Below are 12,132 nucleotides of genomic sequence, written 5' to 3' on the forward strand. Positions count from 1 at the left end.
CTCTTTTTAATTTGGTTTAGTTGTCGTGGTGGTCAGCCATGTAATCACGAGTCATTGGGAGCGATGCTCCGGATGGTCCCTTCGTGATGAGGTACTGCATGACATCGATGTTGCCAGATTTAAAGGAAGCGGCACAGGCTTGCAGGTAGAGATCCCACATGCGAACAAATTGTTCGTCAAACATTTCGGTTACTTCAGAGCGAACGCGGTTAAAGTTCTTATCCCATTCTTCCAAAGTCCGTTGGTAGTGTCTCCGCAACGATTCTAAGTCATAAACCTGCATCCGGTTGTCGACAATGTGTTGGATGTTTTCGGTTAAACCAGGAACGTAGCCACCAGGGAAGATCCACTTGTTAATCCACCCGTTGACCGCGCCACCTTGTTGCCGCGTAATTCCATGGATCAGAGCGCTCCCGTTGTCTTTAAGGTGGGTGCTAACCGTTTTGAAGTACTCATCGAGATTTTCCTTTCCAACGTGTTCAAACATCCCAACGGAAGTGATGTAGTCGAACTGTTCATCCTTTGGCAGTTCACGGTAATCCTGAAGCCGGACGTCGGCAAGGTTTTCCAAGCCGTATTTTTTGATTTGAGCCTGGACGTAGTCATATTGTTCCTGACTTAACGTTACCCCAGTTACCCGTAGGTTGTATTGCTTAGCAGCCGTTAGCATCAAGGTTCCCCAGCCACAGCCAATGTCTAGGAGGGTGTGACCCGGTTGAGGGTTCAGCTTTTGGATAATGTGGTGAATCTTGTTTTCCTGGGCTTGGTACAGTGAATCGGTCGGTTTTTCAAAGTAGGCACAGGAGTAAGTCATCGTCTTATCTAGCCAGAGTCGGTAGAAGTCGTTTCCGATGTCATAGTGATCCTGGACGTCCTTCTTACTTTCCGATTCAGAGTGGGAAGCATGGGGCAAGAACTTGATAAACTTTTTATTGCGGAAAAAGCTATCGGCAGCTTCATAGGCCGAGGTAATGAGATCCTCTAGGTTCCCATCGACGTCTACCGTTCCGTTCATGTAAGCTTCACCGAGCGCAATCGATGCATTCTTTTTTAGCTCGCGGATGGGAATGGGCTTATTAATCGTAATGTGAGCTTTGGGGGTCCCATTCCCGTACTTCTTTGTTTTACCGTCCCAAAAAGTAACTTCAATTGGTTCGGCAAAACTGCGTTTCAAAAATTCGTTGTAAAACATTTTCTCTAACATGGTTTAACCTCGCTTTTCCGTGTGAAATACATTCCCATTATATGCTTTTTTCTTTTTTTCCGTAACCAATGTGGCAATCGGAAATCAAATTCGTATCTATGATATAATGAACCTCGAATCTAAAGGAAGTTTATGGAGGTAATTAGCATGAAGAAATGGATTTGGGCGCTTATCGCGGTTGTGATTATTGCCGTTGGTGGGGGCTGGTATTATGCAGCTCACACGAACAGTACCCAAGCATACGCAAGTAGCGTTAGCAATGGGAAAACAGCCCTAAAAGACGCTAGCTACACGGAAGCAAAGAATGACTTTCAAACGGCGGTTGATAAAAAACCGGGTTCTAAGGAAGCCAACGCGCTCTTGAACCAGACCCAACACTTTATCGATGGAAACACCCAGATGAAGGATAAGGAATTTACTAGCGCCAAGAAGTCTTACGTGGCCGTTAAGAACGAAAAAAACGGTTCTGATCTAATGGTGAAACGGGCGAACAGTAAGGTTAAAACCGTAAACGAAGTCATTAAAAATGATGGATTGTTCAAACAAATTTACAAAGAAGCGGTGCGGCAACACAATGATAAGAAGTACGATGCTTCGAACCAAACCCTACAGGGCATTTTGACAGCTCGGGTAATCAACCAATCTTACTACAGTGACATCAAGCGCAAAGCTACGGACCTGAAGAAGTCAAACGACAAAGAACTGAAGAAGATGTCAACGAAGGCTAAACAAGCTTCAGCAATGGATGCCAACCAGAGCGCGAGCGTTACCAACGCTGTTAATGAAGTTGGTTCAACCCAAGCAGCAGTGAAAGCCAACGCCCAAAGCTCCAACTCCGCAGCTGCCGCAACGAAGAAAGCGAACCCAACTGCAAACACGAGCAACTTTAACGTGTACGAAAACCCTGGTGAATACGCCAACCGGTTTGTAGATCCAACGACGGGTCAAAACATGAATACCAGCAATAGTTCGAATGCGACGGCTGGAGATAACTCGAACAACACTGGAAATGCTGGAAATGCTGGTAATGCTAACAATGCTGGGGCAACTGACCCTAACAATTACACGGCTAACAACGATCCGTACAACGTTTACACGAACCCCGGTGAATACGCCAACCGGTTTAACTAATTAAACAGATGGAGATAAATTAAGATGGAGACTCATTGGCAAAATTTTTTAAAGAACGTGCAGCTACGGCGCGCCGTCGTCTTAATGCTGTTAATTGGATTGATTTACGTTTGCCGGGAAATGATCACCACCATTTTGTTAACCTTCATTTTTACGTTACTGGTCACCAAAGCGGTGTTATGGGTCCGAAAACGCGTTCAGATTCCCACGCCGCTACTTGTGATTGGACTGTATCTGTTAATTGTTGGTTCGATTGTTGTGATTGCGGTCTTGTATCTGCCTACGATTGTGGAGCAGGGCATCGAGTATTCAAAGGTGCTGTACAAGTTTTACCAGCGCCCACATACAATTGAAAATCCGCAAGTGCGTGATGCGGTCGTTAATTTAATCAAGACGGTGAATGTTCCCAAACAGTTGAAAGATAGTATGGGTGTCATCTTAGATTACGTGACGAGTGCGGGTAACATTGGGTTTTCGATGTTTATCTCCTTACTGCTGAGCTTCTTCTTTACCCTCGAACTCAAGCAGACCAAGGAATTTTCCGAGAAGTTTTTGAGTAGCACCTTCGGCTGGTTTTTCCAAGACGTGGCCTACTTTGGGAACATCTTTGTTAAAACCTTTGGGGTGGTATTGGAAGCCCAGTTCTTCATCGCCATCTGTAATACGGTGCTAACGACCATCTGTCTGGCCATCTTGGGCATGCCGCAACTGGTGATTTTTGCCATCATGATTTTCCTATTAAGTTTGGTCCCGGTGGCGGGGGTTATTTTATCGTTAATCCCGCTGTCGATTTCGGCCTATACGGTCGGCGGAATCCGGTACGTGATTTACGTTATCATCATCGTCGTGGTGGTGCACATGCTGGAAGCCTATGTCCTGAACCCGAAGTTTATGTCATCAAAGACCGAACTGCCGATTTTCTATACCTTTGTGGTCTTGTTAATTGGTGAACACTTCTGGGGAACTTGGGGATTAATCGTAGCGGTACCGGTCTTTACCTTCTTCTTAGATGTGTTTGGAGTGCAAAAGGTCGATCGACCCCGGTTGCGGAAGCCAAAGCCAAAGAAAAAGAACTTAAAAAACGCAACAAAGTGATGTATGATGAAAGCGAACTAATTAATGAAAGAGGTTTAAGCTAATGGCTAAATTATGTTTAATTCGACACGGACAAAGTGAATGGAACTTAGCAAACAAGTTTACTGGTTGGGTAGACGTTGACCTAAGTGAAGAGGGAGTCAAGCAAGCGCAAAACGCCGGGAAGTTGATTGCAGCAGCTGGGTTAGAATTTGACCAAGCATATACTTCTGTTTTGAAGCGGGCCATTAAGACCTTACACTACGCCTTAGATGAAAGCGACCAACTCTGGATTCCAGAAATGAAAACCTGGCGCTTAAACGAACGGCACTACGGTGATTTACAGGGTAAAAATAAGGCTAAGGCAGCGGAAAAGTATGGGGACGAACAAGTTCACATCTGGCGCCGGTCTTACGACGTCTTGCCACCCCTGTTAAGTGCTGATGACGAAGGTTCTGCCACAAAAGATCGTCGCTACGCTGATTTGGATCCACGGTCCATTCCTGCTGGGGAAAACTTGAAGACGACCTTGGAACGGGTAATTCCCTTCTGGCAGGATCACATTGCACCGAAGTTATTAGATAACAAAAACGTAATTATTGCAGCGCACGGGAACTCACTCCGGGCTTTAACTAAGTACATTGAAAACATCTCTGATGCAGACATTATGGATGTTGAAATTGCTACTGGGGAACCAATTGTGTATGACATTGATTCCAACTTGAACGTGGTTAGCAAGCAAAAATTAGGAGAATAAAGCATTCTTACCTTTTGAAATTGTAAAAGATCGCTAGTGGACTTAGCGATCTTTTTTTGTGGCCAGATTAATTGTTAGATTACTTGACAAGCAAAATTGATGCTCGTATAGTAACTGGTAGACTTTAAAAAACTGGAGGTATTTCAATGAGCGAAAAACAAACCGTTGATGCGAACGGACGCCCGTATAATCGAACAATCTTTGTGCTCATCTTATTGGTGGGTGCGTTTGTCGCCGTTTTAAACCAAACTATTTTGGGGACGGCATTTCCAACGTTGATGCAGGCGTTTCACGTTAGCACTTCGACCGTTCAATGGTTAACCACCGGATTTATGATGGTAAACGGAATTTTAATTCCAGTGAGTGCGTGGCTGACTGGAAGAATGAACACCAAGTGGTTGTATTTAGGTGCGATGCTAATTTTTGAAATTGGGACCATTTTAGCGGCCTTTGCACCAACCTTTAGCGTGTTATTCATTGCCCGCCTTATTCAAGCCGTGGGAGTGGGGGTCATTATGCCGTTGATGCAAACGATCCTACTCTCCATTTTCCCTGCTAACGAACGGGGAGCGGCGCTTGGAATGGGTGGAATTGTCATTGGATTAGCTCCGGCGATTGGTCCCACCTTGTCCGGTTGGATCATTGATAATTACTCCTGGCGGCTGATTTTTGAATTATTAATTCCAATTGCAGCGTTTGTGTTGATTGCAGGATTATTCTTCATTAAACCCGTTTTACCAACGCACAAATCAAAGTTGGATTACATTTCGTTAATTCTCTCGACCATTGGATTTGGTTCCGCCCTGTACGGGTTCTCCAGCGTTGGGAACGATGGTTGGGGAAGCGCCACGGTAATTTGGTCGCTATTGATTGGAGCCTTTTTCATTGCCATCTTCATTTGGCGGCAACTACACCTGAAGAATCCGTTCTTGGATTTACGGGTTTTAAAATCATTTGAATTTAGTGTCTCAACCTCCCTGGCCTCCATTGCCTTCATGGCGATGATCGGGGTCGAAATGGTGCTGCCCCTCTACTTGCAGATTGTTAAGGGGATGACGGCCTTCCATTCCGGACTAACTCTGTTAGGAGGAGCCCTGATGATGGGGATAATGAGTCCCATTACGGGAATGTTATTTGATAAATTTGGAGCCCGGCGCTTAGCCATTTGTGGGCTGTTCTTACTTTCCGTGGGAACTTTTCCGTTTATGTTTTTAACGGAAGACACTTCCAATGCTTACATCATGGTTCTTTATGGAGTTCGAATGTTTGGGATTGCCATGGTGATGATGCCGGTCACAACTTCTGGAATGAACGCTTTGCCAGTCCAGAAGATGGGGCACGGAACGGCCGTTAACAACACAATTCGGCAAATTTGTGGTTCAATTGCGACGGCGGTCATGGTTTCGATCTTATCGAACGTCACCAAAAACAACATGCCTAGTGGAACCTTAAAGGTAAATGATCCGATTCATTTTCGTGATTTAGCCATTTCGGCAACCTTGAAGGGGTATACGGCCGCCTTTGGAATTGCCTTTCTGATTTCTGTGATTGCCTTCATCGTGGCCTTTGCGTTGAAAAAGGGTCCGGTAACGAAAGGGGGAGACGAAGAATGATTTTTGTGATTTTAATTGGAACGGTTCTTGCGTTTTTCCTGTGTTTTAATTTAATTCCGAATCATAAGGTTGCCAACGTGACGGGTTGTGTAGCTGGTTTCTTAGTAATTGTGACCGTTTTGAGTATCATTGGGAATTTTCATTACCACTGGGGAATGAAAAAAGCGACGGTTGAAACGACCCAATCGTTTACCTCTATTAACCGGCAACTTAACATGGTGTTATACCAAAAGCTCGGTAAGCAGGGGAACGAACAGGTTGTGATTTACAAGCGGACTGCTAGTCAAAAGAAACCGACGACCACTCCCGCGGTGCAGACGCACAACGTGATTCATCATGAAGGTACCAAGAATCGATTAGTAACCCAAAAGCAAGAGTGGGTATATAAGAATAATTTTTACCGGATGTTATTTGGGTTAGCGCAAAAGGAAACCTTTATTAATCGGACCAATACCTTTTACGTGGCACAAGATTACCTTGTGATGACGCCCAACCAGGCGAAAGAATTTGGCAAGCGGATGCAACAGGCAGCCGCTGGCTTACAAAAGCAACAACAAAACCCCGCTGCGCAAATGGCAGTTCAACAACAAGCGCAACAGTATGTGCAGGGTAAATTAGCAGCTGAGTTGCAAAAACACCCGCAGCTTTCAGACCAGCAACGCCAACAATTAATGAAGAAGTGGCAGACTGAATTTAAGCAACAGTTAAAACAGAAGGCCCAACGGCAACTGGCTGAACAGGTTGCACAATCCATGCATTTAAAATAACTGACAAAAGCTCTCAAGCGATTGAGGGCTTTTTTGTTTGGGGGAACTTAGGCGGTAAATTTCATTAGTAAAATTCAAAATTATGGTTGACTTTGGGCTTAGATCGAGGTATGATTATTTATGCACTCAAGAGCAGTGCGAAAGTAGTTCTTTGAAAACTGAACAAGATTTTGATTACAAAAGTGTAAGGAATTTTTAGACGGAAGTTTAAAAATTAAACAATTGCGAAGTCAATTCGCTTTAAGAAACAAATCAAGTAGAGCTAGTAAAGTTCTCATTTAAAATGAGAGTTTGATCCTGGCTCAGGACGAACGTTGGCGGCGTGCCTAATACATGCAAGTCGAACGCGGTCTCCTAATTGAAAAACCGTGCTTGCACGGGTTGGATTTTAGATCGGACCGAGTGGCGAACTGGTGAGTAACACGTGGGTAACCTGCCCAGAAGTAGGGGATAACACCTGGAAACAGATGCTAATACCGTATAACAACTAAAACCACATGGTTTTAGTTTGAAAGCTGGCCTTTGCGCTAGTGCTTTTGGATGGACCCGCGGCGTATTAGCTAGTTGGTGAGATAACAGCTCACCAAGGCGATGATACGTAGCAGACCTGAGAGGGTAATCTGCCACAATGGGACTGAGACACGGCCCATACTCCTACGGGAGGCAGCAGTAGGGAATCTTCCACAATGGACGAAAGTCTGATGGAGCAACGCCGCGTGAGTGAAGAAGGGTTTCGGCTCGTAAAACTCTGTTGTTAGAGAAGAACGACTGTGAGAGTAACTGCTCACGGCGTGACGGTATCTAACCAGAAAGTCACGGCTAACTACGTGCCAGCAGCCGCGGTAATACGTAGGTGGCAAACGTTGTCCGGATTTATTGGGCGTAAAGCGAGCGCAGGCGGTTTTTTAAGTCTGATGTGAAAGCCTTCGGCTTAACCGAAGAAGTGCATCGGAAACTGGGAAACTTGAGTGCAGAAGAGGACAGTGGAACTTCATGTGTAGCGGTGAAATGCGTAGATATATGAAGGAACACCAGTGGCGAAGGCGGCTGTCTAGTCTGCATCTGACGCTGAGGCTCGAAAGCATGGGTAGCAAACAGGATTAGATACCCTGGTAGTCCATGCCGTAAACGATGAATGCTAGGTGTTGGGAGGTTTCCGCCTCTCAGTGCCGGAGCTAACGCATTAAGCATTCCGCCTGGGGAGTACGACCGCAAGGTTGAAACTCAAAGGAATTGACGGGGACCCGCACAAGCGGTGGAGCATGTGGTTTAATTCGATGCTACGCGAAGAACCTTACCAGGTCTTGACATCTTCTGTTAGCCTAAGAGATTAGGTGTCCCCTTCGGGGGCAGAATGACAGGTGGTGCATGGTTGTCGTCAGCTCGTGTCGTGAGATGTTGGGTTAAGTCCCGCAACGAGCGCAACCCTTGTCTTTAGTTGCCAGCATTCAGTTGGGCACTCTAGAGAGACTGCCGGTGATAAACCGGAGGAAGGTGGGGATGACGTCAAATCATCATGCCCCTTATGACCTGGGCTACACACGTGCTACAATGGACGGTACAACGAGTCGCGAAACCGCGAGGTCAAGCTAATCTCTTAAAGCCGTTCTCAGTTCGGATTGCAGGCTGCAACTCGCCTGCATGAAGTTGGAATCGCTAGTAATCGTGGATCAGCATGCCACGGTGAATACGTTCCCGGGTCTTGTACACACCGCCCGTCACACCATGAGAGTTTGTAACACCCAAAGTCGGTTGGATAACCGTTAGGAGTCCGCCGCCTAAGGTGGGACAGATGATTAGGGTGAAGTCGTAACAAGGTAGCCGTAGGAGAACCTGCGGCTGGATCACCTCCTTTCTAAGGAATAATACGGAACCTTACACCGATCAAAGTCTTGTTTAGTTTTGAGAGGATTACTCTCAACTTTTGTTCTTTGAAAACTAGATAATATTATTTTCTGTAAGAATTATATTGTTAATATAATTTCAACCGAGAACAACCATTGTGTAATTTGAGTTTTTTAATAGTTTGATCGCTAAACTCAATGATTTATAATCCGCAGGATTATAGGTTAAGTTAAGAAGGGCGCATGGTGAATGCCTTGGTACTAGGAGCCGATGAAGGACGGAACTAACACCGATATGCTTCGGGGAGCTGTAAGTAAGCTTTGATCCGGAGATTTCCGAATGAGGAAACTCGATTAGTGTCATGACTAATCACTGCGTAGTGAATTCATAGCTGCGGAGAGGTAGACGTGGGGAACTGAAACATCTAAGTACCCACAGGAAGATAAAGAAATTTCGATTCCCATAGTAGCGGCGAGCGAACTGGGAATAGCCCAAACCGAACCTTCGTGGTTCGGGGTTGTAGGACTGAACATTTGAGTTACAAAAGAATTTGATAGCTGAAGCAGTTGGGAAGCTGCACCAAAGAGAGTGATAGTCTCGTAAGCGAAATTGAATTCCCTCAGTTCAGGATCCTGAGTACGGCGCCACACGTGAAACGGCGTCGGAATCCGGGAGGACCATCTCCCAAGGCTAAATACTCCCTAGTGACCGATAGTGAACCAGTACCGTGAGGGAAAGGTGAAAAGCACCCCGGAAGGGGAGTGAAATAGTTCCTGCAACCATGTGCCTACAAGCAGTTAGAGCCCGTTAAGGGGTGATAGCGTGCCTCTTGTAGAATGAACCGGCGAGTTACAGTTGCATGCAAGGTTAAGCCGAAGAAGCGGAGCCGTAGCGAAAGCGAGTCTTAAGAGGGCGAATTAGTATGTTGCCGTAGACCCGAAACCAGGTGATCTATCCATGTCCAGGATGAAAGTGCGGTAATACGCACCGGAGGTCCGAACCCGTGTACGTTGAAAAGTGCTGGGATGAGGTGTGGATAGCGGTGAAATTCCAAACGAACTTGGAGATAGCTGGTTCTCTCCGAAATAGCTTTAGGGCTAGCCTCGGAATTAGAATCATGGAGGTAGAGCCACTGTTTGAGCGAGGGGTCCGTCTTGGATTACTGAGTTCAGATAAACTCCGAATACCATTGATTTATGTCCGGGAGTCAGACGATGAGTGATAAGATCCATCGTCGAAAGGGGAACAGCCCAGACCGCCAGTTAAGGTCCCTAAATATATGCTAAGTGGAAAAGGAAGTGGAGTTGCTTAGACAACTAGGATGTTGGCTCAGAAGCAGCCACCATTTAAAGAGTGCGTAATAGCTCACTAGTCGAGTGATTCTGCGCCGAAAATTTACCGGGGCTAAGCATATTACCGAGACTGCGGACGCAACTACGTTGCGTGATAGGAGAGCGTTCTAAGGGCAATGAAGGCAGACCGGAAGGACTGTTGGAGCGCTTAGAAGTGAGAATGCCGGTATGAGTAGCGAAAGATCAGTGAGAATCTGATCCACCGAATGACTAAGGTTTCCTGGGGAAGGCTCGTCCTCCCAGGGTTAGTCGGGACCTAAGCCGAGGCTGAGAAGCGTAGGCGATGGATAACAGGTTGAGATTCCTGTACTAGTTAATTATGTTTGAACGATGGAGGGACGCAGAAGGCTAGGTTTAGCATACGATTGGAAAAGTATGTTCAAATCGTAAGTCAGGTAAGGAGTGAAATGCTTCTCACCGGGTTGACAAGCGATGATGAGGATCGAAATTAAAGTAGAGAAGGAACCGATGTCACGCTGCCGAGAAAAGCTTCTAGTTAGTAATTAACTACCCGTACCGCAAACCGACACAGGTAGTCGAGGAGAGTATCCTCAGGTGAGCGAGAGAACTCTCGTTAAGGAACTCGGCAAAATGACCCCGTAACTTCGGAAGAAGGGGTGCTGACCGTCAGGTCAGCCGCAGTGAAGAGACTCAAACGACTGTTTATCAAAAACACAGGTTTATGCAAAATCGTAAGATGAAGTATATGGGCTGACGCCTGCCCGGTGCTGGAAGGTTAAGTGGAAAGGTTAGCTTCGGCGACGCCTCGAAATGAAGCCCCAGTAAACGGCGGCCGTAACTATAACGGTCCTAAGGTAGCGAAATTCCTTGTCGGGTAAGTTCCGACCCGCACGAAAGGCGTAACGATTTGAGTACTGTCTCAACGAGAGACTCGGTGAAATTAAGATACCTGTGAAGAAGCAGGTTACCCGCGACAGGACGGAAAGACCCCATGGAGCTTTACTGTAGCTTGATATTGGGTGTTTACATAGCTTGTACAGGATAGGTAGGAGCCATTGAAACCGGGACGCTAGTCTCGGTGGAGGCACCCGTGGGATACTACCCTTGCTATGTGAACACTCTAACCCTGAGCACTTAGCGTGCTCGGAGACAGTGTCTGGTTGGCAGTTTGACTGGGGCGGTCGCCTCCTAAATAGTAACGGAGGCGCTCAAAGGTTTGCTTAGAATGGTTGGAAATCATTCTGTAAGTGTAAAGGCAGAAGCAAGCTTGACTGCGAGACTGACTAGTCGAGCAGGGACGAAAGTCGGACTTAGTGATCCGGTGGTACCGTATGGAAGGGCCATCGCTCAACGGATAAAAGCTACCCTGGGGATAACAGGCTTATCTCCCCCAAGAGTTCACATCGACGGGGAGGTTTGGCACCTCGATGTCGGCTCATCGCATCCTGGGGCTGTAGTTGGTCCCAAGGGTTGGGCTGTTCGCCCATTAAAGCGGTACGCGAGCTGGGTTCAGAACGTCGTGAGACAGTTCGGTCCCTATCCGTCGCGGGCGCAGGAAATTTGAGAGGAGCTGTCCCTAGTACGAGAGGACCGGGATGGACATACCGCTGGTGTATCAGTTGCGCCGCCAGGCGCATTGCTGAGTAGCTATGTATGGATGAGATAAACGCTGAAAGCATCTAAGTGTGAAACTCGCCTCAAGATGAGATTTCCCATTCCTATATGGAAGTAAGACTCCTGAAAGATGATCAGGTCGATAGGTTAGAAGTGGAAGCGTAGTGATACGTGAAGCGGACTAATACTAATCAGTCGAGGACTTAACCAAGGAAGAACAATGGTGACTCAGCAGAAAATAATATTAGCTAGTTTTGAGGGAACGAAGTTCACTCAGAAGTGTGGTGGCGATAGCCTAAAGGATACACCTGTTCCCATGCCGAACACAGAAGTTAAGCTTTAGCACGCCAAAAGTAGTTGGGGGATCGCCCCCTGCGAGGATAGGACGTTGCCACGCTAACTAAAAGACGCTTTCGAAGCAATTCGAAGGCGCCTTTTTTTTAAACAAAAAAGAGGATCTGTACATACAGATCCTCATTGGTGGTACTTATTTGTCGATTTTGTCTTTTACTTTATCGACTGCTTCTTTCGAAGCCTTCTTTGTGTCATCAACAACATCTTTAGCGCCATCTTTTACTTTGCTAAAAGCTTCGGAAGCACTTTGTTTTAATTTGTCAAAATCAGCCATGGTTATCACTCCTTTATCGGTTTGGTATCATTTTAAGCATTAATGGCGTTAATTGCAATCTAAAATCGCATTCAGTACTGAATATGTTAAAATATGAATGCCGCTTTAGCTCAATAGGTAGAGCACTTCCATGGTAAGGAAAAGACTCCGGGTTCGAATCCCGGATGCGGCTTATAATTAGTTGAA

7 protein-coding genes, 1 tRNA gene and 3 rRNA genes are annotated in these 12,132 nt (G+C 46.2%); 9 read left to right on the forward strand and 2 right to left on the reverse strand.

From position 1 onward, the window contains the following. Positions 1 to 16 precede the first annotated feature (16 nt). Positions 17 to 1,204: an SAM-dependent methyltransferase gene (locus tag M3M35_RS05940; protein WP_252749747.1), complete on the reverse strand. Its 1,188-nt coding sequence runs from the start codon at positions 1,202 to 1,204 to the stop codon at positions 17 to 19. A 147-nt stretch (positions 1,205 to 1,351) separates the two neighbouring features. Between M3M35_RS05940 and M3M35_RS05945 the strand changes: the two genes are divergently transcribed. The 8 genes from M3M35_RS05945 (at position 1,352) to rrf (ending at position 11,715) form a co-directional block, all read left to right on the forward strand. After that, positions 1,352 to 2,335, forward strand: coding sequence for a hypothetical protein (locus M3M35_RS05945; protein ID WP_252749748.1), 984 nt, complete (start codon positions 1,352 to 1,354; stop codon positions 2,333 to 2,335). 24 nt (positions 2,336 to 2,359) lie between these two features. Further along, positions 2,360 to 3,430 (forward strand): AI-2E family transporter, encoded by a 1,071-nt coding sequence (locus tag M3M35_RS05950; RefSeq protein ID WP_252749749.1) that lies wholly within the window; start codon positions 2,360 to 2,362, stop codon positions 3,428 to 3,430. Between the two features lie 43 nt (positions 3,431 to 3,473). After that, complete coding sequence (locus M3M35_RS05955) at positions 3,474 to 4,166, forward strand: 2,3-diphosphoglycerate-dependent phosphoglycerate mutase (protein WP_252749750.1); 693 nt, start codon at positions 3,474 to 3,476, stop codon at positions 4,164 to 4,166. Between the two features lie 146 nt (positions 4,167 to 4,312). Next, positions 4,313 to 5,779, forward strand: coding sequence for an MDR family MFS transporter (locus M3M35_RS05960; protein WP_252749751.1), 1,467 nt, complete (start codon positions 4,313 to 4,315; stop codon positions 5,777 to 5,779). Beyond that, the gene (locus tag M3M35_RS05965; protein ID WP_252749752.1) at positions 5,776 to 6,546 is read left to right on the forward strand and encodes a DUF4811 domain-containing protein; all 771 of its coding nucleotides are present in this window, start codon (positions 5,776 to 5,778) and stop codon (positions 6,544 to 6,546) included. The genes M3M35_RS05960 and M3M35_RS05965 overlap by 4 nt, the downstream gene beginning before the upstream one ends. A 279-nt stretch (positions 6,547 to 6,825) precedes the next feature. Beyond that, a 16S ribosomal RNA gene (locus M3M35_RS05970) occupies positions 6,826 to 8,401 on the forward strand. Between the two features lie 212 nt (positions 8,402 to 8,613). After that, a 23S ribosomal RNA gene (locus M3M35_RS05975) occupies positions 8,614 to 11,529 on the forward strand. A 69-nt stretch (positions 11,530 to 11,598) separates the two neighbouring features. Continuing rightward, positions 11,599 to 11,715: ribosomal RNA gene (gene rrf, locus M3M35_RS05980) — 5S ribosomal RNA — on the forward strand. Together the 16S, 23S and 5S rRNA genes form the textbook arrangement of a ribosomal RNA operon. 90 nt (positions 11,716 to 11,805) lie before the next feature. Here the strand turns inward: rrf and M3M35_RS05985 are convergent. After that, positions 11,806 to 11,946, reverse strand: a complete 141-nt coding sequence (locus M3M35_RS05985) for a hypothetical protein (RefSeq protein WP_252749753.1) — start codon at positions 11,944 to 11,946, stop codon at positions 11,806 to 11,808. Between the two features lie 99 nt (positions 11,947 to 12,045). Here M3M35_RS05985 and M3M35_RS05990 point away from each other — a divergent pair. Beyond that, positions 12,046 to 12,118 (forward strand) — tRNA-Thr (locus tag M3M35_RS05990). The last annotated feature ends 14 nt before the right edge of the window (positions 12,119 to 12,132 follow it).

Origin of the sequence: Fructilactobacillus myrtifloralis, assembly GCF_024029335.1 — a bacterium.
GTDB classification, from domain to species: Bacteria; Bacillota; Bacilli; order Lactobacillales; family Lactobacillaceae; genus Fructilactobacillus; species Fructilactobacillus myrtifloralis.